This window comes from Micromonospora sp. FIMYZ51, from assembly GCF_038246755.1.
GTDB lineage: Bacteria > Actinomycetota > Actinomycetes > Mycobacteriales > Micromonosporaceae > Micromonospora.
Genome location: NZ_CP134706.1, coordinates 5,907,436 through 5,930,883, shown reverse-complemented (window position 1 = coordinate 5,930,883; position 23,448 = coordinate 5,907,436). Strand labels below are relative to the sequence as shown.

The 23,448-nt window shown below is 71.3% G+C and carries 24 protein-coding genes, 1 tRNA gene and 1 pseudogene; 14 read left to right on the top strand and 12 right to left on the bottom strand.

Annotated features, from left to right (window positions below; all coding sequences use genetic code 11):
• Window positions 1–19: 19 nt before the first annotated feature.
• Window positions 20–616: a DUF1349 domain-containing protein gene (locus tag QQG74_RS26505; protein ID WP_341717409.1), complete on the bottom strand. Its 597-nt coding sequence runs from the start codon at window positions 614–616 to the stop codon at window positions 20–22.
• A gap of 61 nt (window positions 617–677) precedes the next feature.
• Here QQG74_RS26505 and QQG74_RS26500 point away from each other — a divergent pair, with 61 nt between their 5' ends.
• Window positions 678–2,330 (top strand): alpha-amylase family protein, encoded by a 1,653-nt coding sequence (locus QQG74_RS26500; protein WP_341717408.1) that lies wholly within the window; start codon window positions 678–680, stop codon window positions 2,328–2,330.
• Between the two features lie 216 nt (window positions 2,331–2,546).
• Window positions 2,547–3,305, top strand: coding sequence for a 3-oxoacyl-ACP reductase FabG (gene fabG / locus QQG74_RS26495; protein WP_341717407.1), 759 nt, complete (start codon window positions 2,547–2,549; stop codon window positions 3,303–3,305).
• 146 nt (window positions 3,306–3,451) lie between these two features.
• Here the strand turns inward: fabG and QQG74_RS26490 are convergent.
• Together QQG74_RS26490 and QQG74_RS26485 are read right to left on the bottom strand one after the other, a co-directional pair.
• Window positions 3,452–3,829 (bottom strand): annotated as a pseudogene (locus tag QQG74_RS26490) (hypothetical protein); the annotation flags it as partial.
• 19 nt (window positions 3,830–3,848) lie between these two features.
• Window positions 3,849–4,256, bottom strand: coding sequence for a hypothetical protein (locus QQG74_RS26485; RefSeq protein ID WP_341721392.1), 408 nt, complete (start codon window positions 4,254–4,256; stop codon window positions 3,849–3,851).
• Between the two features lie 118 nt (window positions 4,257–4,374).
• Between QQG74_RS26485 and QQG74_RS26480 the strand changes: the two genes are divergently transcribed.
• The gene (locus QQG74_RS26480; protein WP_341717406.1) at window positions 4,375–5,277 is read left to right on the top strand and encodes a Gfo/Idh/MocA family oxidoreductase; all 903 of its coding nucleotides are present in this window, start codon (window positions 4,375–4,377) and stop codon (window positions 5,275–5,277) included.
• Between the two features lie 357 nt (window positions 5,278–5,634).
• Window positions 5,635–6,432 (top strand): ErmE/ErmH/ErmO/ErmR family 23S rRNA (adenine(2058)-N(6))-methyltransferase, encoded by a 798-nt coding sequence (gene erm, locus QQG74_RS26475; protein ID WP_341717405.1) that lies wholly within the window; start codon window positions 5,635–5,637, stop codon window positions 6,430–6,432.
• Between the two features lie 9 nt (window positions 6,433–6,441).
• Here erm and QQG74_RS26470 read toward each other — a convergent pair whose 3' ends face one another.
• Window positions 6,442–6,633 carry a DUF2795 domain-containing protein gene (locus QQG74_RS26470; RefSeq protein ID WP_341717404.1) on the bottom strand — a complete coding sequence of 64 codons (192 nt, stop codon included), beginning with the start codon at window positions 6,631–6,633 and terminating at the stop codon, window positions 6,442–6,444.
• Between the two features lie 85 nt (window positions 6,634–6,718).
• On the opposite strand from QQG74_RS26470, the gene QQG74_RS26465 reads away from it, so the two are divergent.
• Complete coding sequence (locus QQG74_RS26465; protein ID WP_341717403.1) at window positions 6,719–7,975, top strand: erythromycin esterase family protein; 1,257 nt, start codon at window positions 6,719–6,721, stop codon at window positions 7,973–7,975.
• A 125-nt stretch (window positions 7,976–8,100) separates the two neighbouring features.
• Here QQG74_RS26465 and QQG74_RS26460 read toward each other — a convergent pair whose 3' ends face one another.
• Together QQG74_RS26460 and QQG74_RS26455 are read right to left on the bottom strand one after the other, a co-directional pair.
• Window positions 8,101–10,395 (bottom strand): MMPL family transporter, encoded by a 2,295-nt coding sequence (locus QQG74_RS26460; protein WP_341717402.1) that lies wholly within the window; start codon window positions 10,393–10,395, stop codon window positions 8,101–8,103.
• 36 nt (window positions 10,396–10,431) lie between these two features.
• On the bottom strand, window positions 10,432–10,980 hold the full coding sequence (locus QQG74_RS26455) for a TetR/AcrR family transcriptional regulator (RefSeq protein ID WP_341717401.1): 549 nt from the start codon (window positions 10,978–10,980) through the stop codon (window positions 10,432–10,434).
• Window positions 10,981–11,107: 127 nt separating this feature from the next.
• Here QQG74_RS26455 and QQG74_RS26450 point away from each other — a divergent pair, with 127 nt between their 5' ends.
• The 3 genes from QQG74_RS26450 (at window position 11,108) to QQG74_RS26440 (ending at window position 14,328) form a co-directional block, all read left to right on the top strand.
• Complete coding sequence (locus QQG74_RS26450) at window positions 11,108–11,878, top strand: isocitrate lyase/phosphoenolpyruvate mutase family protein (protein WP_341717400.1); 771 nt, start codon at window positions 11,108–11,110, stop codon at window positions 11,876–11,878.
• Between the two features lie 66 nt (window positions 11,879–11,944).
• Complete coding sequence (locus tag QQG74_RS26445) at window positions 11,945–12,907, top strand: ATP-dependent DNA ligase (RefSeq protein ID WP_341717399.1); 963 nt, start codon at window positions 11,945–11,947, stop codon at window positions 12,905–12,907.
• 14 nt (window positions 12,908–12,921) lie between these two features.
• The gene (locus tag QQG74_RS26440; protein WP_341721391.1) at window positions 12,922–14,328 is read left to right on the top strand and encodes an acyl-CoA synthetase; all 1,407 of its coding nucleotides are present in this window, start codon (window positions 12,922–12,924) and stop codon (window positions 14,326–14,328) included.
• Between the two features lie 69 nt (window positions 14,329–14,397).
• On the opposite strand, the gene QQG74_RS26435 is transcribed toward QQG74_RS26440, so the two are convergent.
• Both QQG74_RS26435 and map read right to left on the bottom strand, forming a co-directional pair.
• A complete protein-coding gene (locus tag QQG74_RS26435) occupies window positions 14,398–15,057 on the bottom strand; it encodes a 4'-phosphopantetheinyl transferase superfamily protein (RefSeq protein WP_341717398.1) in 660 nt (219 codons plus the stop codon).
• A gap of 53 nt (window positions 15,058–15,110) precedes the next feature.
• A complete protein-coding gene (gene map / locus QQG74_RS26430) occupies window positions 15,111–15,929 on the bottom strand; it encodes a type I methionyl aminopeptidase (RefSeq protein ID WP_341717397.1) in 819 nt (272 codons plus the stop codon).
• 73 nt (window positions 15,930–16,002) lie between these two features.
• On the opposite strand from map, the gene QQG74_RS26425 reads away from it, so the two are divergent.
• The 4 genes from QQG74_RS26425 (at window position 16,003) to QQG74_RS26410 (ending at window position 17,588) form a co-directional block, all read left to right on the top strand.
• Window positions 16,003–16,269 carry a helix-turn-helix transcriptional regulator gene (locus tag QQG74_RS26425; protein WP_341717396.1) on the top strand — a complete coding sequence of 89 codons (267 nt, stop codon included), beginning with the start codon at window positions 16,003–16,005 and terminating at the stop codon, window positions 16,267–16,269.
• Window positions 16,270–16,467: 198 nt separating this feature from the next.
• A complete protein-coding gene (locus tag QQG74_RS26420; protein ID WP_341717395.1) occupies window positions 16,468–16,725 on the top strand; it encodes a glutaredoxin domain-containing protein in 258 nt (85 codons plus the stop codon).
• A gap of 60 nt (window positions 16,726–16,785) precedes the next feature.
• Window positions 16,786–17,109, top strand: coding sequence for a metalloregulator ArsR/SmtB family transcription factor (locus QQG74_RS26415; protein WP_341717394.1), 324 nt, complete (start codon window positions 16,786–16,788; stop codon window positions 17,107–17,109).
• On the top strand, window positions 17,106–17,588 hold the full coding sequence (locus QQG74_RS26410) for an SRPBCC family protein (protein ID WP_341717393.1): 483 nt from the start codon (window positions 17,106–17,108) through the stop codon (window positions 17,586–17,588). Before QQG74_RS26415 ends, QQG74_RS26410 begins: the two co-directional genes overlap by 4 nt.
• A 245-nt stretch (window positions 17,589–17,833) precedes the next feature.
• Here QQG74_RS26410 and QQG74_RS26405 read toward each other — a convergent pair.
• The 4 genes from QQG74_RS26405 to QQG74_RS26390 form a co-directional block, all read right to left on the bottom strand.
• A tRNA-Arg gene (locus QQG74_RS26405) sits at window positions 17,834–17,905 on the bottom strand.
• 59 nt (window positions 17,906–17,964) lie between these two features.
• Window positions 17,965–18,657 carry a winged helix-turn-helix domain-containing protein gene (locus tag QQG74_RS26400; protein ID WP_341717392.1) on the bottom strand — a complete coding sequence of 231 codons (693 nt, stop codon included), beginning with the start codon at window positions 18,655–18,657 and terminating at the stop codon, window positions 17,965–17,967.
• Between the two features lie 178 nt (window positions 18,658–18,835).
• A complete protein-coding gene (locus QQG74_RS26395) occupies window positions 18,836–19,486 on the bottom strand; it encodes a DUF305 domain-containing protein (protein WP_341717391.1) in 651 nt (216 codons plus the stop codon).
• 1 nt (window position 19,487) lies between these two features.
• Complete coding sequence (locus tag QQG74_RS26390) at window positions 19,488–20,294, bottom strand: DUF3105 domain-containing protein (RefSeq protein ID WP_341717390.1); 807 nt, start codon at window positions 20,292–20,294, stop codon at window positions 19,488–19,490.
• Between the two features lie 100 nt (window positions 20,295–20,394).
• Between QQG74_RS26390 and argS the strand changes: the two genes are divergently transcribed.
• Together argS and lysA are read left to right on the top strand one after the other, a co-directional pair.
• Window positions 20,395–22,059 carry an arginine--tRNA ligase gene (argS, locus tag QQG74_RS26385; protein WP_341717389.1) on the top strand — a complete coding sequence of 555 codons (1,665 nt, stop codon included), beginning with the start codon at window positions 20,395–20,397 and terminating at the stop codon, window positions 22,057–22,059.
• Between the two features lie 2 nt (window positions 22,060–22,061).
• Window positions 22,062–23,447, top strand: coding sequence for a diaminopimelate decarboxylase (gene lysA / locus QQG74_RS26380; protein ID WP_341717388.1), 1,386 nt, complete (start codon window positions 22,062–22,064; stop codon window positions 23,445–23,447).
• The last annotated feature ends 1 nt before the right edge of the window (window position 23,448 follow it).

Sequence of the window (23,448 nt, the reverse complement as noted above, 5' to 3'; positions counted from 1 at the left end):
GGTAACGACAACTTCATGATCAATGAGGCGGGTCGGGATGCAGGGTTTCGTCGGGCGAGCCGTGCCGCCAGCCGGTGAAGCGGACGGTGAGCCCGGCCCGGGAGGGTGCACAGCAGTAGGGGCCGGCGAAGGCGGTGGCGTCCGGTGCCAGCGGGGCGAGCCGGACCAGCCGCCAGGGTTCCCCGGCCACCCGGGCGCGTACGGTCAGCGCGTCACCGCAGCGGCTGACCCGTACGCTGACCTCCCGGCCCGCCCAGTCCGGAACCGGCGCGACCGACCAGTCGGAAGACTCGCGGGTCACCACCGCGCCGACCTGGGGCTGGCCGTCGCTGACCTCGACGCCGGCCTTGACCCAGTTGCGGTCGTCCACCCACACCAGTACGCCCGCCTGGTCGAACTGCTCGGCATAGTCCAGCCGGAGGTCCACCTCGACCGCGCTGCCCGTGGGGAAGGGCGCGAGCAGTGCCGGGGCGTCCTCGTGCACGAAGCCGTAACTGGTGTGCCGCCACAGGTCACTGCCGGCGGCCGGCTCGACGCTCAGGCTGCCGTCCGGCTCCTCGGTCACGCGTACCGGCGGTTGCCGCCAACTGCCGCTCGACCACTCGATGCTTCGCATCACGGCACCGTAACGGGCTGACGGGTTTGCCGTCCGCCCACCTCGGAGAAGGTACGGGGGCATGTCTGACAGGTGGTACTCGGAGGCGGTCGTCTACTGCCTCGACATCGACACGTACGCCGATTCCGATGGTGACGGAGTCGGCGACATCCCGGGGCTGATCAGCCGGCTGGACTACCTGGCCCGGTTGGGCGTGACCTGCCTCTGGCTGCACCCCATCCACCCGTCGCCGAATGACGACGACGGGTACGACGTGACGGACTTCTACAACATCGATCCCCGGTTCGGCACCCTCGGCGACTTCGCCGAGCTGCTGCACCAGGCGAACAACCGGGGCATCCGGGTGATCATCGACCTGGTCGTCAACCACACCTCCGATCAGCATCCGTGGTTCCAGTCCGCGCGCTCCTCGCCGGACTCGCCCTACCGTGACTGGTACGTCTGGTCCGAGCGCGAACCGGCCGACCGGCACCAGGGCATGGTCTTCCCCGGCGAGCAGCACGAGACGTGGACCTATGACCGCACCGCGAAGGCGTGGTACTACCACCGCTTCTACAAGTTCCAGCCCGACCTGAACACGAAGAACCCGGCGGTACGCGCCGAGATCAAGAAGATCATGTCGTTCTGGCTCCAGCTCGGGGTGGCCGGCTTCCGGATGGACGCGGTGCCGTTCATCATCGAGCGGACCGAGCCCGGCGACCCGAACCCGGAGCTGGATTTCCCGTTCCTGACCGAGCTGCGCCAGCACGTGCAGTGGCGGCGCGGCGACGGCCTCCTGCTCGCCGAGGCGAACGTCGAGCCCGACCAACTGCCCGCCTTCTTCGGTGACAGCGGCGGCTCGGCGAACCGGGTGCACATGCTCTTCGACTTCATGCTCAACGGCCGGCTGATGCTGGCGCTGGCCCGGCAGGACCCGGAACCGGTGATCGAGGCGTTGCGCGACACCCCGGCCCTGCCGGAGGGTGGGCAGTGGGCCACCTTCCTGCGAAACCACGACGAGATCGACCTGTCCCGGCTCACCGCCGAACAACGCAACCAGGTGTACGAGCAGTTCGGCCCCGAGAAGCACATGCGCATCTACGACCGGGGCATCCGCCGCCGGCTGGCACCGATGCTGGGCAACGATCGGCGGCGCATCGAGTTGGCGTACTCCCTCCAGTTCTCGCTGCGCGGCACCCCGGTGCTGCGCTACGGCGAGGAGATCGGGATGGGCGAGGACCTGTCGCTGGACGGGCGGGAGGCGATCCGTACCCCGATGCAGTGGTCGAGCCAGGTCAATGCCGGCTTCTCCGCGGCGGAGCCGGAGAAGCTGGTCCGCCCGGTCATCGACAAGGGCGATTTCGGGTACGAGAAGGTGAACGTCACCCTCCAGCGGCGGGACCGCAACTCGCTGCTCAGCTGGTTCGAGCGGATGATCCGTACGCTCCGGGAGGCACCGGAGATCGGCTTCGGCTCCACCACTCACATCGACGTGCCGATGCCGCCGGGCGTGCTGGCGCACCGGGCCGACGGGCCGAGCGGGACGATGGTCTTCCTGCACAACCTGGGTACCACCGATGTCGAGGTGGACCTGAGCCTGCTCCAGCCCGAGGCGGACCTGCCCATCGACGTGCTCGCCGACCGCAACTACGGTGACGTGGGCAAGCTGGACAAGCTGGCGCTGGCGGGCTACGGCTACCGCTGGATCCGGCTCTGCCGCTCTTGGCGTACCTGATCGGCGCGGCCCCGAGCGAGCGTGGCGGCGCGGCTCCGAGCGTGGCGGCGCGGCCCCGAGCGTGTGGCGGCGCGGCTCCGAGCGTGGCGGCGCGGCTCCGCGTGGTCACGCGAGGTGGCGTCGGTGGGACCCGGCGGGCTTCGGTGCTAGCCGGATCTCGCCGGGTTTCGGGTGGGTTAGGCTCCTGCGGTCAAGCCAAGTTACCGGGAGGTAGGCATGTCGGAGGGGCAGCGGGTCGCCATCGTGACCGGGGCGGCGCGGGGGATCGGGGCGGCCACCGCCAAGCGGCTGGCCGCCGACGGGCTCGCCGTCGCGGTGATCGACATCGAGGAGTCGGCGACCAGGGAAACCGTGGACGCGATCACGGCGGCCGGCGGCCGGGCGCTCGGCGTCGGCGCGGACGTGGCCGACCGGGCCCAGGTGGAGGCCGCCGTCGAGCGGGTCGCCGCCGAGTTGGGCGCGCCGACCGTGCTTGTCAACAACGCAGGTGTGCTCCGGGACAATCTGCTGTTCAAGATGACCGACGTCGACTGGGACACGGTCCTGGGCGTACACCTGCGCGGCGCGTTCCTGTTCAGCCAGGCCGCGCAGAAGTACATGGTCGAGGCCAAGTGGGGCCGGATCGTCAACCTCTCCAGCACCTCGGCGCTCGGCAACCGGGGTCAGGCGAACTACTCGACGGCCAAGGCCGGTTTGCAGGGCTTCACCAAGACCCTCGCCATCGAGTTGGGGCCGTTCGGGGTGACCGTCAACGCGGTCGCGCCCGGCTTCATCGTCACCGACATGACCGCCGCCACCGCCGCGCGAATGAAAATCGACTTCGAGGCGTTGCAGAAGCACGCCGAGGCGGAGATCCCGGTCCGCCGGGTGGGGCGGCCCGAGGACGTGGCTCACACCATCGCGTTCCTGGTCAGCGAGGGCGCGTCCTTCGTCTCCGGTCAGGTCGTCTACGTCGCGGGCGGTCCGAAGGACTGATCGTCGGCTGCGCGTGGCTGGGTGCGTTAAGCGGTTGGGTGCGCTAAGCGGTTGGGTGCGCTAGGCGGCTGGGTGCGTTAAGCGGATTGCTGCGTTAATAGGGGGCCCTTGCTATACACCAGGCGTTAACAAGGGGCCCTTCCTTACCGGGTCTTCGCGAGCCAGGCCAGGCCGAGAATGGGGAGCAGCAGGGGGATGTAGCCGTAGCCGCTGCCGAAACCGGACCAGACCGTTTCGTCCGGAAAGAGGTCGGGTCGGACGAGGCTGAACGCGCCGACCCCGAGCACCCCGACCAGCTCGACCGCGCAGCAGGCGAGCGCGACCCGGCGGCCCGCGTGCCCGGCCCGGGCCAGGCCCACCGCCGCCACGATGTAGACCACCGCGGCGAGCGCGGAGAGCAGGTACGCCAGTGGCGCCTCGTCGAACCTCGTGACGATCTGAAGGCCGGCCCGGCTGGTGGCCGCGATCGCGAAGATCAGGTACACCGCGATCAGCAGCCGGCCCGGGCCGGCGTTGGTCCGCATCGACCGCGCGGTCCGCAGCTCAGCCACCGATCAACTCCCAGGTCTGTTGCAGCCGGATCACGACCACCGGCGTCACCAGGCAGATCGCGCAGACGATCGCCGACCCCCAGCGGGTCGGCTCCATCCGGGCCAGCACCGCCGCCAGCGGCGGCAGGCAGACAAGCGTGACCAGGTAGCCGAAGAACGCACCCGGCTCGCCCGGTTGCTCGCCACCGGCGAGCGCCACCCCGGCCAACACCCCCAGCCCGAGCAGAAGCAGTTCCATTACGGCCAGGCCGATCAACTGCACCCGGTCCGGTGGCCGGTGGCGCAGCGTGGCCACAAGTGCCCAGGCGGCGACCAACAGCGACAACACGATGGCGGCGACGGCCAGCACGCCGTCGACCGGGGACCCGGTGCCGCTCACCGACGCCGTCCGGCGCTCAATTCGCTCACCGCATCACTCTACTAAGCCCCGTAGTAAAGCCCGGTCGCGCCCGGCAACCGATAGCGTGGGCGTGCCGTGGCCCGGCTGCGGCATCGACGACGATGGGGAGGTTCGCGGGATGCGGTTCGGGTTGTTCGGCACCGGGCACTGGGCGGCGGAAACGCACGGGGCGGCGCTCGACGCGCACCCGAGGGCCGAACTGGTGGGTGTCTGGGGTCGCAACCGGGATCGGGCCGCCGCGCTCGCCACCCGCTACGGCGTACCGGCCTTCGACGACGTGGACGCGCTTATCGAAGCCTGTGACGTGGTGGCCGTCGCGCTGCCGCCGGACGTCCAGGCGGAGATCGCCGTGCGGGCCGCCAACGCCAAGCGGCACCTGTTGCTGGACAAGCCACTCGCGCTCAGCCTCGCCGACGCCGACCGGGTGGTCGACGCGGCGACCCGCTCCGGCGTGGCGTCGGTGGTCTTCTTCACCGCCCGCTACCAGCCCGAGGTCGCCGGCTTCGTGGCCGCCGCCGCAGCCGCCGGTGGCTGGCACACCGCACACGTGATCCGGTTCGCCTCGATCTTCCAGCCCAGCAGCCCGTACGGACAGTCGCCCTGGCGCCGCCAGCACGGCGCACTCTGGGACATCGGCCCGCACGCCCTGGCGATCCTGCTGCCGGTGCTCGGCCGGGTGACCCGGGTGGTGGCCGTCGACGGTCCGGGCGGCCTGGTGCACCTGCTGCTCACTCACGACGGCGGTGCCGTCAGCACGGTGTCGCTGACCCTGGACGCCCCGCCGACGGCGGTGGCCAGCGAGTTCGTCTTCTACGGCGAGAACGGGGTCGAGACCCTCCCCAACCCGAGCGGAAGTTCGGCGACGGCGTTCGGGGCGGCGATCGACCAACTGCTTACGGAGATCGACGCCGGCACCCGGGACCACCGCTGCGACGTGCGCTTCGGCCGCGAGGTGGTGGCCGTACTCGCCGCCGCCGACGCCGCCCGCACCCGGTCCACCGCCGTCGACCTGGCCGGCTGAGCCGACCCGCGCAGCGCCGAGGCCGGCCTCGACTACCGAAAAAGCGGTGGCCGGGTCGGCCGGCGGGTCGTAGGGTCGCGGCCATGGGTACGTACGCTCTGATCAACGCGGCCGTTGCGTCGGCCGCGTTCGGGCCGCTGTCGCAGGCCCGCCCGCGAGTCCGGCGCCCGGCCCTGGCCGGCGCGATGATCCGCGACTGACGCCTCCGCGTACGCCTTCGGCACCGCCTGCCCCGCAGGTGCTGCTCTCGCGCCAATTCACCAGGGTCGTCCGAGTCCCGATCCCTCGGACAGGCCCCGACTCCGGCTGCCTGTCCGCATCCGTCGCCCCTTCGGCGACAGACAGGACGACCGCCAGATGGCACCCCGCCGTACCCGCACCACCGAGCGCGACCGGTCCCGTCGCGTACTCTCCCAGAACTTCCTCGCCGACCCGGCCGCGATCGCGCGGATGGTCGAGGCCGCCCGCCCGGATCCCGATGGTCTGGTGATCGAGGTGGGCGCCGGGCGTGGCCAACTGACCCGGCCACTGGCCGCGCGCTGCGGCCGGCTGGTCGCCTACGAGGTGGATCCCGACGCCGGTGCGGAACTGGCCCGGGTCTGCGCGGCCCTGCCCACGGTGACCCACCGCCAGGCCGATTTCCTCGCCGCGTCGCCGCCGCGCGAGGAGTTCGCCGTGGTCGGCAACATCCCGTGGTCGCTTACCGCGGCCGTGGTGCGCTGGTGCCTGGCCGCGCCCCGGCTGCGTACGGCGACGTTGCTCACCCAGTTGGAGTACGCCCGTCGCCGTGCCGGTGACTACGGCCGGTGGAGCCGGTTGACCGTGCTGACCTGGCCGGAGTTCGGCTGGCGCTACGCCGGGCGGATTCCGCGTACCGCCTTTCGTCCGGTGCCCCGGGTCGAGGCGGGCATCCTGCGCATCGAGCGGCGGACCCAGCCGCTGCTGGCACCGTCCGCCCTGCCGGCGTACCGCTCGATGGTCGAGCTGGGCTTCGGCGGGGTCGGCGGTTCCCTCGCGGCGTCGCTTGGCCGCCGGTATCCGCGCGCCCGGCTGGCGGCGGCGCTGCGGGCCAGCCGACTCGACCCGGCCGCCCCGGTCGGGCACGTCTGGCCGGAGCAGTGGCTGGTCCTGCACCGCCTGCTGCACGCCCGCTGAGGTGCTCGGTCAGAGCGTGCTGCGCAGCGCCTCGGCCAGCTCGTCGGGGGAACCGAACTGCTCCACCGGCAGCGACCGTACGGTCTGCAACTCCGCCGTGCTCGCGCCGTTCTCCTGGCACCAGCGGACGAGGTCCTCGCGGGACACGGGGTAGTCCAGGCCCACGAGGTACTCCGGCAGGGAGACACCGCTGTCGGTCATGCCGTCAGAGCTACCCCGCCGACCGTCCCGGCACACCACCGCGCCGCCCCGCGTTTGCCCGCCGGGGTGCGGGGTAGCCGCGGTCATGCTCGTACAGCGGCTCGGCGCGCCGAGCGACTTCGACCCGTTGCTGGAGCGCGTTCGGGACGCCCGGGTGGTGATGATCGGGGAGGCGACGCACGGCAGCTACGACTACTACCGGATCCGGGAGCAGTTGACCCGCCGGTTGATCGCCGAGTGCGGCTTCAACTTCGTCGCGGTGGAGGGTGACTGGCCCGACTGCGACCGGGTGCACCGCTCGGTGGTCGGCGCGCCGGGCGGTGCGGTCGAGCCGCAGATCGCGCTTGAGCGCTTCGAGCGGTGGCCGACGTGGATGTGGGCGAACGCCGAGGTGGCCCGCTTCTGTCGCTGGTTGCGGGCGTGGAACATGGAGCGGGCCGAGCCGGCCCGGGCCGGTTTCCACGGCCTCGACGTCTACAGCCTCTGGGAGTCGATGCAGGCGATCTTCGACTATCTGGGCGAGGAGGACCCGGCGTCGCTGGAGGCCGCGCAGGAGGCGTACCGCTGCTTCGAGCCGTACGGCAAGCGGGTCGAGGAGTACGGCATCGCCAGCCGGTTCGTCTCCGCACGCTGCGAGCCGGAGGTGGTACGGCTGCTGGCGCGTACCCGGGAACAGGCCGCCGTGGACGGACCGGGCGCCTTCTCGGCCTGGCAGAACGCGGAGGTGGTGGCCGGCGCCGAGCGCTACTACCGGGAGATGGTCGCCGGTGGTCCGGGTTCGTGGAACGTCCGGGACACCCACATGGCCGACACGCTTGACCGGTTGCTGGACCGCTACGGGCCGGGCGCCCGGGGGGTGGTCTGGGCGCACAACACGCACGTCGGCGACGCGCGGGCGACCGACATGGCTGACGACGGGATGGTGAACATCGGCCAGCTGGCCCGGGAACGCCACGGTGCCGACGGCGTCGTGCTCATCGGTTTCGGCAGCTGGCGCGGCACGGCGATCGCCGCGCCGCGCTGGGGGTCACCGGCCGAGGCGATGCTGGTGCCGCCGGCCCGTCCCGGCTCGGTGGAGCACCGGCTGCACGAACTCATGCCGGAACGCGCGGTGCTGATCTTCGGCGGACCGGACCAGCCCGGTTGGGTCACCGACACCTACGACCACCGGGCGATCGGAGTGGTGTACGACCCGTCGTTCGAGTCGTGGGGCAACTACGTGCCCACCCAGCTGGGGGCGCGGTACGACGCCTTCATCTGGTGCGACGAGACGACCGCGCTGCATCCGTTGCCCGCGCTTTCCACGCCTGGCGAGATGGAGACGTACCCGGCCGGCGTCTGAGTCACGCGCGGGCGGAGGCGCGTTAATCGGGCGGAGGCGCGTTAATAAGGCGGAGGCGCGTTAATAAGGGCCCCCTGCTATGCACGAGGCGTTAACAGGGGGCCCCTCCTTGCATCCTTGCTTGCCTACACCTTGTCGAGTTGGGCGCGGAGTTTCTCGCCCTCGATGTCGACGTTTGGCAGCGCCCGGTCCAGCCAGCGCGGTAGCCACCAGGCCGCCTTGCCGAGCAGCGACATCACCGCCGGGACGATCGTCATCCGGACCACGAAGGCGTCGATGGCCACGCCGATGGCGAGTGCGAAGCCCATCGACTTGATCACCGGGTCGTCGAGGAAGACGAAGCCACCGAAGACCGACGTCATGATCAGTGCGGCGGCGGTCACCACCCGGGCGCCGTGGCCCATCCCGTTGATGGTGGCCTGCCGGGCGGTGTCACCGTGCACGAAGTCCTCCCGCATCCGGGAGACCAGGAAGACCTCGTAGTCCATGGCCAGGCCGAACAGGATGCCGATCAGCAGGATCGGCAGGAAGCTGATCAGCGGACCGGGGGTGTCCAGGCCGACCAGGTCGGCGAGGTGACCCTGCTGGAACACCGCCACCGTGATACCGAACGTCGCGGCCACGGTGAGCAGGAAGCCAAGCGCCGCCTTGACCGGCACCAGCAGCGACCGGAACACCAGCATGAGCAGCAGGATCGACAGCCCGACGACAAGCGTCAGGTAGACCGGCAGGGCGTCGGAGAGCTTCTCCGAGATGTCGATGCCGACCGCGGTCACGCCGGTAAGCAGCACGTCCGCGTTCGGGACGTCGGCGACGGCCGTACGGATGTCCTGCACCATCGTCTCGGTGGCCGGGTCGGTCGGCCCGGTCTGCGGGATCACCCCGAGCAGCGCGGTCCGGCCGTCCGGGCTGAGCTGCGGCGGCGCCACCGCCAGCACGTTCTCGTTGCGCTGCACGAGGCCGGTCACCTGCGGGATCGCCGCCGCGGTGGCGGCGGCGTCGTCGCCGGCCACGACCACCGCGAGGCGGCCGGTGAAGCCGGGTCCGAAGCCCTCGGTGATCAGATCGTTGGAGACCCGGGCGGCCGTGCCGGTCGGCGCGGTGCCGGCGTCCGGCAGGGCGAGCCGCATGTCCGGCGCGGGCAGCGCAAGCAACCCGAGACCGAGTACGCCGACCAGGATCACCGGGATCCGGAAGCGGGTGATCAGTTCGGCCCAGCGGAATCCGAACGCCGAACGGTCCTCCCCGGCGATGGTGGCGGCCTGCGGCGCCGGGTGGTCGGTCGACGCACTGCCGCTGCCGTCGGTCGACGTGTCGCCGGTGCCGTCGGCCGGGGCGTTGTGCCCGGCGGTCCGGTCGCTCTCCCCGGTGGCCCGATCGCTGTTTCCGGTCGTCACCGGGACCGAGTTGCGCAGTCGGCGGGGCAGCACCCGGCCGGCGGCGAAGCCCAGCAGGGCCGGCTGAAGGGTGATCGCCACCAGCACCGCGACGGTCACCGTGCCGGCCGCGGCCAGACCCATCACGGTGAGGAAGGGAATGTTCACCACGGCGAGTCCGGCCAGGGCGATGACCACCGTGGCGCCGGCGAAGACCACCGCCGAGCCGGCGGTGCCGACCGCCCGGCCGACCGCCTCGTCGGCCGGTAGCCCGTCGAGCAGGTTCTGCCGGTACCGGGAGGTGATGAAGAGCGAGTAGTCGATGCCGACGGCGAGGCCGAGCATCAGCGCCAGGATCGGCGCGGTGCTGGTCAGTTCGATCACGTCGCTGAGCGCGAACAGTCCGGCCATGCCGACGCCGACGCCGATCAGCGCGTTGAGCATGGTCATGCCCGCCGCGACCAGCGAGCCGAAGGTGACGATCAGGACGACGAGTGCCACCGCCACACCGATCGCCTCGGTGGACCCGACCTCGGGTTCGGCGTTGAGCACCTCACCGCCGGGGGCGACCTGCCAGCCCTGGGCCTTGGCCTGGGCACCCACCTCCTGGTAGGCGTCCCGCTGTTCGTCGGTCATCGTGTCCACGCCGCCGTTGAACTGCACCTGGACCAGCGCGTACTGGCCGTCTGGCGAGACGGCACCGACCTGGAAGGGGTCGACCGCACCGATCACCCCGGGCACGGCGGTCGCCTCCTGGGTGATGCCCTGGACCACCGCCTGACCCTCGGGTGTGCCGAGCTGGCCGGCGTCCGGTGCCTTGACCGCGATCGTGCCGGTGGCGCCGGCTGCCGCCGGGAACTGCTCGGCGAGCAGGTCGATCGCGCGCTGGGACTCGGTGCCGGGCATGGTGAAGTTGCTGGCCGTCGGGCCGCGCAGGGTCGCCGCAGCCAGGCCGAGCCCGACGAGTACGACGAGCCAGATCGCGGCGACGAGTCGCCGTCGGCGCATCGCACCCCGGCCAAGCCGGTAGAGCAGGGTCGCCATGAGGTCCTTTCCCTCGGTAGTTGCTTGTGGAACGGGTCAGTTGACGGGTTCCAGGGCCCGTCGCAGCAGCGTCAGCAGCGATCTGCGCAGTTCCTCGTCGGGCACGTCGGCAAACTCGCCGCAGGTCTCGGCGACGCCGGCGAGCAGCACGAACGCGGCGATCCGGGCCGGCGCCCGCGCGCTTCGCCCGGCGAGCGCGTCGAGCAGCCGCTCGGAGATCTGTTGGATGTGCGCGAAGCCGGGCTGTTGCATCAGCTCCGGGAACTCACCGCGGAGCAGCGCGATCTCGCCGCGGAAGCGGACCGCGAGGTCGACGAAGCCCTCGGCGGCGACCCGCTGGGCCGACGCCGGATCTGCCTGGGCCGCGATCCGCTTGTCGAGCGAACGCAGCACCTCGATCGCCGGAGCCATCAACTCGGTGAGGATGGCCTCCTTGTTGGCGAAGTGATAGAGCACCGCCGCCTTCGAGCAGCCGACCTCACCGGCGATGTCCTGTAGGGAGGTGCCCCGGTAGCCGGTGACGCCGAAGCGGCGGGCCGCAGCGGCCAGGATCTCGCCATGCGTCTGCGGGGTGGTGCGGGCCATGGCCCCCAGCATGCCTGACCGATCGGTCAGCAGCTGACCGATCGGTCAGATCAGTGGTGTTCCCCACAGCCACTCGCCCTGGATTGGTCCTTCAGGCTTGCCAGCCGGCTGCCCGAGAATCCACCCCATGTCCGTTTCTCTGAGCGCGCGGGCCAGCGCGCTGCGCGCTCTGCACCGGCCGGGTGACCCGCTGGTCCTGCCCAACGTGTGGGACGCCGGCTCGGCCCGGGCGGTGGCCGACGCCGGTTTCCCGGCCGTGGCCACCGGCAGCGCCGCCGTGGCCGAGTCGCTCGGCCACCGCGACGGGGAGAACCTCCCGCTGGACGAGATGTTCGGCGCCGTGGCGCGAATCACCCGGGCGGTCGACGTGCCGGTCACCGCCGACCTGGAGCGGGGGTACGGCCGGAAGCCGGACGAGCTGGTCACGCGCCTGCTCGAAGCCGGTGCGGTCGGGCTCAACCTGGAGGATTCCGACCCGCGTACCGGCGCTCTGGTGGACGCCGAGGAGCAGGCCGAGTTGCTGGCCGGAGTACGCGCGGCGGCCGATACGGCCGGGGTGGCGGTGGTGCTCAACGCCCGGGTGGACGTCTTCCTGCACCCCGACCGGAAGCCGGCCGAGCGGCTCGCCGAGGCGATCCGGCGTGGCCGGCGCTACCTGGCGGCCGGCGCGGACTGCGTCTACCCGATCGTGCTGGCCGAGCCGGCAGCGCTGGGCAGCTTCGTCGAGGCGATGGCGGCGCCGGTGAACGTGCTGGCCCGTGCCGGAGTACCGACGATCGCCGAGTTGGCCGCCCTCGGGGTGGCCCGGGTCAGCTACGGCTCCGGCCTGTACGCGGCCACCCGCGCGCACACCGCCCGGCTGCTCGCCGCGGTCGCCGCCGGAGGTCCACTCAACTGAGCGAGCATGCCGGGATCGGGACGTGTCTCGGTTGACCGCCGGGCGTAGGACCGGGATGGTGGTCGGGTGAGCGGGGCGGAGAAGACCCGGGACGGTGTGGCGCTTACCAATCTCGACCAGGTGCTGTTCGACGGCTCCGGCGCGGTCAAGCGCGACCTGGTCGACTACCTCGACGCGGTCGCCGACCGCCTCGTCCCGCAGCTGCGGGACCGTCCGCTGTCGGTGGTCCGGGTGCGTCCGGGCCAGCCACCGTTCATGCAGAAGAACCTGCCGAACTACGCCCCCGACTGGGTACGCCGGGTGCCGATCTGGGCCGAGGCGTCGCGCCGGGAGATCGCGTACGCGCTCTGCGACGACCGCCGTACGCTGCTCTGGTTCGCCAACCAGCGGGCGGTGGAGTACCACCCGACCCTGGCCACGGTCGACGACCTGAGCCGCCCCACCCACCTGGTGCTCGACCTCGACCCGCCCGCCGACGGCGGCTTCGCCGCCGGGGTGGCCGCCGCGTTGCTGGTCCGGCAGGCCCTCGACGACGCCGGGCTGGCCGGTGCGGTGAAGACCAGCGGAGCCAAGGGTGTGCACGTCTTCGTGCCGATCGCCCCCGGCCCGGACGCCGAGGAGTTGGCCGCGGCCACCCGGGCCCTCGCGGCGCACGCGGAGCGGCTGGATCCGGCGCTGGCGACCACCGCGTTCATCCGGGAGGACCGGGGCGGGAAGGTCTTCGTCGATCCGACCCGGTCCGGTGGCGCCACCGTCGTGTCGGTCTACAGCCCACGGCTACGACCCGGGGTGCCGGTCTCCTTCCCGGTGCCCTGGCCGGAGCTGGGGTCCGTGACACCTGCCGACTTCACCATCCGGACGGTCCCCGAGCTGTTGGTGGACCGGGACCCGTGGACCGAGCTGATGCCGCCGCCGCAGCAACTCCCCGCCGACCTGGTGGCGGAGGGCCGGAGCATTCCGGTGCCGCGGGTGCAGGCGATGCACGAGGGGCGTCGTCGGGCCCGTGCCCGGCGCGCCGCCACCGACTGAGAAGGGTGACTGCCGTGCCGCTGCTCGACTGGCTCTCCGCCACCACCGACGAGTCCCCGGAGGCGGTCCGCATCGTGGACCGGGCGGTGTCCTGGGTGGAACTGCGACAGCTCGCCACCGCGGTCGCCGACGACGTACGCGGGCTGGACCGGGTCGCCGTCGAGGCGACCGCCAGCCTGGAGACGGTGGTGGGCGTGGTCGGCGCGCTGCTGGCCGGCGCGGCGGTCGTGCCGGTGCCGCCGGACGCCGGCCCGGTGGAACGCGGCCACATCCTGCGGGACTCGGCGGCCCGGGCGATGCTCGCCCCGCCTGGGACCGGCTGGGGCGACGGATCGGGGCCGCCGATCATCCCCGTCGACCTGACGCGACGTTCGGACACCGGGTACGCCGAGCCGGAGCCGGCCCGGACGGCGCTGGTGCTCTACACCAGCGGCACCACCGGGCCGCCGAAGGGCGTCGTCCTCTCGCGACGGGCGGTCGCCGCCTGCCTCGACGGGCTCGCCGAGGCGTGGCGCTGGACCCCGGACGACCTGCTGGTGCACGGGTTGCCGCTGTTCCACGTGCACGGCCTCGTGCTCGGCGTACTGGGTCCACTGCGGGTGGGCAGCCGGCTGCGCCACGTGGGTCGACCCCACCCGGAGCGGTACGCGACCGCCGCCGGCTCGCTCTACTTCGGAGTCCCCACCGTCTGGTCGCGGATCGCGGCCGATCCGGCCGCGGCCAGGGCGCTGCGTGCGGCGCGGTTGCTGGTCTCGGGCAGCGCGGGCCTACCCAGCTCGGTCTTCGCCGACCTGGCCGGGCTCACCGGCCACCGGGTGGTCGAACGGTACGGGATGACCGAGACGTTGATCACGGTGAGCGCCCGGGCGGACGGTGACCGCCGTCCCGGCGCAGTCGGGGTGCCGTTACCGGGGGTGCAGACCCGGGTGGTGGACGAGCGGGGGGAGCCGCTGCCGACCGACGGTGCCGCGATCGGGGAACTTGAGGTCCGCGGGCCAACCCTCTTCGACGGCTATCTCCACCGGCCGGACGCCGACGAGGCGAGCCACACTCCGGACGGATGGTTCCGCACCGGTGACGTGGCCACGATCGGCCCGGATGGCTGGCACCGGATCATCGGCCGGTCCGCCACCGACCTGATCAAGAGCGGTGGCTACCGGATCGGTGCCGGGGAGGTCGAGGAGGTGCTGCTGGCCCATCCCGGCGTTCGGGAGGCCGCCGTGGTGGGCACTCCCCATCCGGATCTCGGCCAGCAGGTCACGGCGTACGTGGTCGGCGACGACGTGGGCGAGGTGGAGCTGATCGACTTCGTGGCCCGGCAGTTGTCGGTGCACAAGCGGCCACGGCAGGTACGGCTGGTCGACGCGCTGCCCCGCAACGCCCTGGGCAAGGTGCAGAAGAACCGGCTGCCGACGGGTTGACCGGCCGACGCCGGCTCAGCCATCGGAGGCTCTCGTGGCGGTTGCGCCGTCGGTCGGCCTCGCGGCGGCTCAGCCGTCGAGGGGTACGGCGATGGTGGTGAGCAGCAGGCCCTGGTCGATCAGGAACCGGCCGTGGAAGCTGCTCACCGGCTTGCCTCCGAGCAGCGGGCCGGGCACCAGCAACCGGGCGACGAAGGTGCCGGCCGGGTCCAGCTCGATGTCCGCCTCCTCGAACCCCAGCCACCGGCCGGTAAGCGGAAACCACGCCTTGTACACCGACTCCTTCGCGCTGAACAGCAGCCGATCCCAGCAGATCGTCGGCTGGCCGGCGGTCAGGGTCGCGGTACGCACCCGCTCGTCGGGAAGGGCGATCGCGTCGAGCACGCCCTCCGGCAGCGGTGCGTGTGGCTCGGCGTCGACTCCGATGCTGGCGATCTCGGTCGAGCGGGCGAGGGCCGCGCCACGGTAGCCGTCACAGTGGGTCATGCTGCCGACCACCCCGTCCGGCCAGACCGGCGCACCCCGTACGCCCGGCAGGATCGGTGCCGGCGCCAGCCCCAGCTGGCCCAGCGCCCGGCGGGCGCAGTCGCGCACCGTGCTGAACTCGCGCCGACGTTTCTGCACCGCCCTCGCGATTACCGCCTCCTCCTCGGGGAAGAGCGTGACCTCGTCGGGGTCGGTGCGGGACTCGACCACCACCACGGCCGGCGGCAGGATTCGTTCGATCACGGTGCTCGATGATATGCGGGACATCGGCGTGCGGCGGACCCGGCGGACCCGGATCAGGGGGTGCATGCGGGCTTTCTGGTGGGGTCGGCCGAGGTGGCGTCGCGTGTGGGGCGGCGGGTCAGGACCTGGGGGCCGGAGTCCGTGATGGCGACCGTGTGTTCGGAGTGGGCGGTGCGGGAGCCGTCGGCGGAGCGGATGGTCCAACCGTCCGGGTCGAACTTGATTTTGTCCGTGGAGCGGCAGAACCAGGGCTCGATGGCGATGGCGAGGCCGGGCTGAAGTTTCAGGCCACGGCGAGGGCGCCCGTTGTTTGGCACGTGCGGTGCCTCGTGCATGGTGCGGCCGATGCCGTGGCCGCCGAACTCGCCGTTGACGCCGTAGCCGTAGGAGCGGGCGACCTCGCCGATGGCGGCGGAGATGTCGCCGAGCCGGCCGCCGGGTTGGGCGGCGGTGATGGCGGCTGCCAGGGCGACCTCGGTGGCCTCGATCAGCCTCAGGTCGGCCGGGTCGGGGGTGCCGACGATGACGGAGACGGCGGAGTCGGCGACCCAGCCGTCGATGCCGACGGCCATGTCGATGCTGAGCAGGTCACCGTCGCGCAGCAGGTAGTCGTGCGGCAGGCCGTGCAGCACCGCGTCGTTTACCGACAGGCAGAGCACGTTGCGGAACGGGCCGCGGCCGAACGACGGGGCATAGTCCCAGTAGCAGGATTCGGCGCCGCGCTCGGAGATCCGGCGGCGGGCGTGGTGTTCGAGGTCCATCAGGTTGACGCCGACCGCGGCGACCTCGCTCAGCTCGGCGAGTAATTCACCGACGAACTGGCCGGTCACCGCCATCCGGCCGAGCTCCTCGGCGGACTTGAGTTCGATCATGACAGCCTCCCCTCCGTATGCGGTATTTTTATACCACGCCAGTTCGCCCGGGCCGGGGCGATATCCTGCTGGCATGGTTCGCCAACCACTCACCGCGGAACAGATCGCAGCGGGGCAGCGCCTCGGGGTCGCCCTGCGGGCCGCGCGGGCCGGCCGCAGCCTCGTCGAGGTGGCGCTGGCGGCCGGCATCTCCCCCGAGACGCTGCGCAAGATCGAGGCGGGCCGCCTTCCCGCACCTGCCTTCGGCACCGTGGTCTGCCTCAGCCAGGCCCTCGACGTCCCGCTCAGCGACCTGGCCGAGGTCTGGCTGGCCGACATGCCCGTCCGCCAGGCCTCCTAGCGGCTCCGCCGCCCCGCTGGGCACAGCCGGGCACGGCCATGAGCCGGATCATGGCTACTTTGATCGCGCGTCGGTGAGCGATGGTCGAAGAACTGGCCGCTCGTGGGTGAGAAGGGTGATCCCTGCCACCGGACCGAGCAGTCCGGCTGCTCCGCACATCTGCGGCACCGCCACCCGGCCCAGTGGAGAATCCACGCCATGACCGACGCCGAGGCGTCCCACACGCCGATCACCGTGTACAGCCGACCCGGCTGCCCCTACTGCTACCTGCTGCGCCGAGGACTCCGCCGCCGTGGCCTGACTTTCACCGAGATCAACATCTGGGCCGACCCTCAAGCGGCGGCGGCCGTCCGCGCCGTCGCCGACGGCAACGAAACCGTGCCTACCGTCCACGTCGGCGGTCAATGGCTGGTCAACCCCAAAGCGGCCACGGTCGACCAGCTCGCTCGCGGGTGATCGGCTTTACCAGCTCCGCAGCCTTGACCAAGAGCATCGGTAAGTCGTAGCTTACCGTTCGTGGCTACTTACCAAGCCCAGGAGGGCTGGGAAGCTCTGGGCGACCCCACCAGGCTCGCCATCGTCACCTGCCTGGCCGAACGACCACGAGCCGTCAGCGAACTCGCCCACGAACTGCCGATCAGTCGGCCTGCGGTCTCCCAACACCTGAAGATCCTCAAAGACGCCGGACTGGTCACCGACCACGCCGTTGGGACTCGCCGCGTCTACCGGCTCAATCCCGCCGGTCTCAGCGCCCTACGTGATCAGCTTGAGGCGTTCTGGAACCGCGCCCTGGACAGCTTCCAGGACGTCGTCGAACAGCCCACCGAGGAGAACTCATGACCGAACCAGCGGCCGTGGCGGTTCGCCGGCACATCATCGTCAACGCGCCGATCGAGCGGGCCTTCACCGTGTTCACCGAACGGTTCGGCGACTTCAAACCGCCGGAGCACAACCTCCTCGGTGCCCCGATCGCCGAAACGGTGTTCGAGCCGAAGGTGGGCGGCCACATCTACGACCGTGGCGCCGACGGCAGCGAGTGCCGCTGGGCCCGCGTCCTGGCCTACGACCCGCCCCACCGGGTCGTGTTCAGTTGGGACATCAGCCCGCAGTGGCAGATCGAGACCGAGCCGGAGAACGCCAGCGAGGTGGAGGTCACCTTCGTCGCTGAAACCCCCACCCGCACCCGGGTCGAACTCGAACACCGCAACCTCGACCGGCACGGCCCCGGCTGGGAGTCCGTGCGTGACGGTGTCGCCCACGACGAAGGCTGGCCGCTCTACCTCAGCCGCTACGCCGCCCTGTTTACCCAGGACAGATGATGCCACCGATCACCACCAGCACCGACGTCGACCGGCCCGCCGGGGAAGTGTTCGCCTACGCCACCGACCCGTACAGGGCTGATCAAGGCAAGGTCCCCGTCAGCCCCGACGAACCGGCCCTACCGGCGAAAAGGGCAGAGGCCCAGTCGAGTGACTGGGCCTCTGGACGCTGATCAGGAAGCGTGAAGGTGGCTTCGATGTGCAGCACGCGATCGACCAGGCTGCGCTGTTGCAGTTCTGTGACGTGCCCCCGGCAGGATTCGAACCTGCGCCCCCGCCTCCGGAGGGCGGTGCTCTATCCCCTGAGCTACGGGGGCTCAGCGACTGGAGAAGATTAGCAAACCCCGTAGCCGATCGCCGAATCGGTACCCGTGGGTCAAGCGGCAAGCGCCCGCCCGCAGCTGGGCAACGGGTGCGGCACGATGCGGCGGGGGAGTCGGCGCGGCCACTCGCTGCGGGCCCAGGAACCGTCCACGATCAGGTGGACGGTGCGTTGCTCGGCGCCGCTGAGTCGGAGCACGAAGTCGCGCGGCAGCCGCGGGTCCACCGACGGTGTGGTGATCATGAAGCGCACCCGACCCCGTGAGGAGACGGCGGAGATCACGTCGGCCGCCGGCATGGTGCCGCGCAGCCGGACCCGACCGATCCAGTAGACCTCGGCGAGGTGCTCCTGGGCCGCCCGCGTGATCGCCGGGTACTCGCTGCGTACCCAGCGCTCGACCGCGCCGACGCAGAGCCCGCAGGCCCGCTCCCGAGGCTCACGCGGGCCGAGTCCCCAGGCCCGCAGGTACGCCCCGACCGCTCCGACGTCCAGGGTCAGCCCGAAGTGCTGCTGGATCAGGGCGTGCAGACTCTGTCGGGTCCACAGCTCCTCGTCCAGGCCGAACGCGTCGGGGTGGGCGCCCCGGAGGGTGTCGATGAGTTCCAGCTCCTGTTCGCGGCTGAGTGCTCCCGGCTCACCCTGCCGCTGTCCGCGACGGACGGCGGCTACCGTCCCGTCACCACCGATGGTGTGGCGCCGGCACCAACTGGTGACCGAGCGCTGCGCGTCTCTGAGTGCAACCCCCACGTGCTGGACAACGAGTGCACTTCCCCCTAAGTAACCCCTAGAGGGAAAATCGGTCTTATGGCCTCAACATGGTGCGGAAAGCTTCATCCCCGTACTTAAAGGCGTTGTGCGGCAACGAGGACGCCGCCCCGCTCGTGGTGAGCGGGGCGGCGTCGGGTCGTCTCGGGCGGCGGTCGGGTCAGCCGGCCTGCTGGAGCTTGCGCAGCTCGTTGATCTCCTTCTGCTGCGCCTGCTTCATCGCCTCGGCCATCCGGATCACCTCGGGGCGGTCGGTGGCCTTGAGCACCCCGTCGGCCATGTGGACGCCGCCGATGTGATGCTTGATCATCAGCTCCAGGAAGAGCCTGTCGACCTCGGCGCCCTGGGCCTCGCGCAGCTGGACGATCTCCTCGCGGGTGGCCATCCCGGGCATCAGCCCGTTCTCGTCCACCCCCACCCCGTCGGGCATCCACGCCATGGCCGGGCGGGAGCCGGTCGGCAGCAGGTCCCATTCCTGCAACCAGCGTTGCATCTGACCGACCTGGGCCTGCTGGGTCAGGGCGATGTCGTAGCTGATCTGCCGGATCTCGGGATTCTGGCCGTTGGCGTACCCGATCATGGCCATCTCCACCGCCTGGGCGTGGTGGCGGGACATGTCCCGGGCGAAGCCGGCCTCGGCCGACTCCTCGCCCGGGGTACGCCCAGCGAACAGCGTCGCGCCCGTCCAACCCACGCCGAGCAGCAGCAGCGCCGCCACGGCCAGGGTCAGGTAGCGCAGCGTCCGGGCGGAGCGGGGCGGGGCCCCGCCGGTGCCCTCCACGGCCGCTGGCTCCTGTACGGCGGTGGACATGTCAGCCACCCATCGACGGCTGGAGCTCGCGCGGCTCGGTGCCGGTGCCGGTGGTGTAGTTGCCGGCGGAGCAGGTGGCGCCCGGCTCGACCGAGGCGTTCTGCGCCAGCGTGGTGGCGAACTCCTTGATCCGCGGGTCGTCGGCGTTGTCGACCTTGAGCTGGTAACCCCAGGCCTGGATGGAGACCGGCTTGTCGAGGCCCTCGTACGGGCTCATCAGCATGAAGTCGTTGCCGCGGATCACGCTGGCCAGCTTCTCCACGTCGCCGGCGGGCAGGTCCGGGCGGTAGGTGAGCCAGACGGCGCCGTGCTCCAGGCTGTGCAGCGCGTGCTCACTGGCGATCGGCGAGTCGTAGACGTCGCCGAGGCAGCGCTGCCAGGTGTTGTTGTGCGGACCGCCGACCGGCGGGCTCTGCGCGTACTCCTGCTTGCCGGACCGGTGCTCCTGGTTGCTGATGGCTTCCGGGTCCGTCTCGCGGTAGTTGACGATGCCCTCGATCGCGGCCGCCTTGTCCTGCCAGGACTGGCTGCCCTTGAAGGTCGCCCAGGCGCCGTACCCGATGATGGCGGTGGCGAGCACACCCACGGCGACGAAGAGCGCGATCGGCCCCCAGGGCCGGCCCTGGCTGACCTTGACCGGGGTGATCGGCTTGCGGGGCCCCTTGCCGCCGCCGCCGGAGCGCTGGGGGTTCGCCGGCTTGCCGGAACCAGCCTTGGCGCCGGCGGCCGGCCGACCCGCCGCCGGCTTCTTGCCGGTGCTGACCACGGTCGGGCGGCGCTGCGGGCCGCCCGGGGTGCTGATGCTCATCGGTCCTCGTCAGGTCGGTTGGTCAGGGGATCCGGCGGCCCGGCCCCCGATGCCGGGTCGCCGCCGCGGGGACCGAGTCTACCCCCGATAACATGGATCGGTGACTCCCGCAGAACTCGCCGAAGCCGTCCTCGCCGCCGCTCACGCCGTCTTCGCCGACCGAGGGCTGGACCGCTCCGCGCTGCCGGAGCACACGACGGTCGAGCGACCCCGCAACCCCGAGCACGGCGACTACGCGGCCACGCTTGCGTTGCAGCTGAGCAAGAAGGTGGGCGTCCCGCCCCGGGAACTGGCCGCCGCGTTGGCCGCCCAGCTCGCCAGCACGCCGGGGATCAAGTCGGTGGAGATCGCCGGGCCGGGCTTCCTGAACATCCGGCTCGACGCCGCCGCCGCCGGCCAGCTCGCCCGGACGATCGTCGAGACCGGCGCGGAGTACGGCCGGGGCGACCGGCTCGCCGGCCTGAAGATCAACCTGGAGTTCGTCTCGGCGAACCCGACCGGCCCGGTGCACATCGGCGGGGTCCGGTGGGCGGCGGTCGGCGACGCGCTGAGCCGGCTGCTACGGGCCACCGGTGCCCAGGTCGGCACGGAGTACTACTTCAACGACGCCGGTTCGCAGATCGACCGATTCGCCCGCTCGCTGCTCGCCGCCGCCAAGGGCGAGCCGGCGCCGGAGGACGGCTACGGCGGCGCGTACCTCGGCGAGATCGCCGCCGAGGTCACCGCCCGCCGGCCGGACGTGCTGGAACTGGCCGACACCGCCGCCCAGGAGGTGTTCCGGGTCGAGGGCGTCGCGCTGATGTTCGAGGAGATCAAGTCCTCGCTGCGCGACTTCGGGGTGGAGTTCGACACCTACTTCAACGAGAAGGACCTGCACGACCGGGGCGAGCTGGAGCTGGCCCTGACCCGGCTGCGCGAGCAGGGGCACGTCTTCGACGCCGATGGCGCCACCTGGCTACGGACCACCGACTTCGGCGACGACAAGGACCGGGTACTGCGCAAGTCCAACGGCGAGTGGACATACTTCGCCGCGGACTGCGCGTATTACCTGGACAAGCGGGAACGCGGCTTCGACCGTGTCGTGATCATGCTGGGCGCGGACCATCACGGCTACCTCGGCCGGATGAAGGCGATGGCCGCCTGCTTCGGCGACGACCCCGACCGCACCCTGGAGATCCTCATCGGCCAGCTGGTCAACCTGCTGCGCGACGGTGCGCCGGTGCGAATGAGCAAGCGTGCCGGCACCGTGGTGACCCTGGAAGACCTGGTCGACGCGATCGGGGTGGACGCCGCCCGGTACGCGCTGGCCCGCTACTCCACCGACTCGCCGATCGACATCGACATCGAGCTGTGGACCCGGGCAACCCGGGACAATCCGGTCTACTACGTGCAGTACGTGGCGGCCCGGACGGCAAGCGTCGGGCGCAACGCCGCCGAGGTCGGCCTGACCCGGGGCGACGCCGACGCCTTCCGGCCCGAACTGCTCGACCACGACAAGGAGAACGAGCTGCTCAAGGCGCTCGCCGAGTTCCCGGCCGTGGTCGCTGCCGCCGCCGAGCTGCGCGAGCCGCACCGGGTCGCCCGCTACCTGGAGGACCTGGCCGGGGCGTACCACCGGTTCTACGACAACTGCCGGATCCTGCCCCGGGGTGACGAGGAGGTCACCGACCTGCACCGGGCCCGGCTCTGGCTCAACGACGCCACCCGGGTCGTGATCGCCAACGGGCTGCGCCTGCTCGGCGTCTCGGCACCGGAGAGGATGTAGACATGCGCGCTCATGAGGCCGGTGCCCTGCACGGCGACCTCGGCAACCGGGGGCCGGCCTGGCTGCGTACCCCGGCTGACGTCAACGCCCTGACGCCGCAGTTGTGGCCGCGCAACACCACGCGCGGCGACGCCGGCGCCCTGGTCGTCGCGGGCCTGGACGTACGCGACCTGGCCGCCGAGTTCGGCACCCCGGTCTACGTGCTTGACGAGAACGACCTGCGCTCGCGCTGCCGGGACTTCCGGGCCGCCTTCCCGACCGAGGACATCTACTACGCCGGCAAGGCGTTCCTCTGCCGCGCGGTGGTCCGGATGATCGCCGAGGAGGGGCTCTTCCTCGACGTGTGCAGCGGCGGCGAACTGGCCGTGGCGCTGGCCGGCGGGATGCCCCCGGAACGGATCGGTTTCCACGGCAACAACAAGTCCGTGGCGGAACTGGGCCGGGCGCTGGACGTCGGGGTCGGCCGGATCATCGTCGACTCGTTCACCGAGATCGACCGGCTCACCGCGCTGGCCCGCGAACGGGGCGTACGTCCCCGGGTGCTGCTCCGGGTCACCGTCGGCGTGGAGGCGCACACCCACGAGTTCATCGCCACCGCCCACGAGGACCAGAAGTTCGGGTTCTCGCTGGCCGGCGGGGTGGCCATCGCCGCCGCGCTGCGCATCCTCGACGAGGACGTGTTGGAACTGCGCGGCCTGCACTCGCACATCGGCTCGCAGATCTTCGACACCAGCGGCTTCGAGGTCTCCGCCCGCCGGGTGCTGGCGCTTCAGGCGCAGATCCGGGACGCCCGGGGCGTGGAGCTGCCCGAGCTGGACCTCGGCGGCGGCTTCGGCATCGCGTACACCACGCAGGACGACCCCTCGACCCCGCACGACCTGGCCAAGCGGCTGCGCAAGATCGTGGATTCGGAGTGCGCGGCGGAGCGGCTGGCTGTGCCGCAGCTCTCCATCGAGCCCGGCCGGGCGATCGTCGGCCCGGCCGTGTTCACCCTCTACCAGGTGGGTACGATCAAGGATGTCGATGGCATCCGCACGTACGTGAGTGTCGACGGCGGGATGAGCGACAACATCCGCACGGCCCTCTACGACGCCTCCTACTCGGCCACCCTGGCCTCCCGGGCCAGCGTCGCGGAGCCGATGCTCGCCCGCGTGGTGGGAAAGCATTGTGAGTCCGGGGACATCGTGGTGAAGGATGAATTCCTGCCCGCCGACGTGCAGCCCGGAGATCTTGTCGCGGTACCCGGCACGGGTGCCTACTGTCGCAGCATGGCCAGCAACTACAACCATGTACCCCGCCCCCCGGTGGTCGCGGTAAGTAACGGCCAAGCTCGGCTGATCGTTCGACGGGAGACTGAAGAGGACCTGCTGGCATTGGATGTTGGATGAA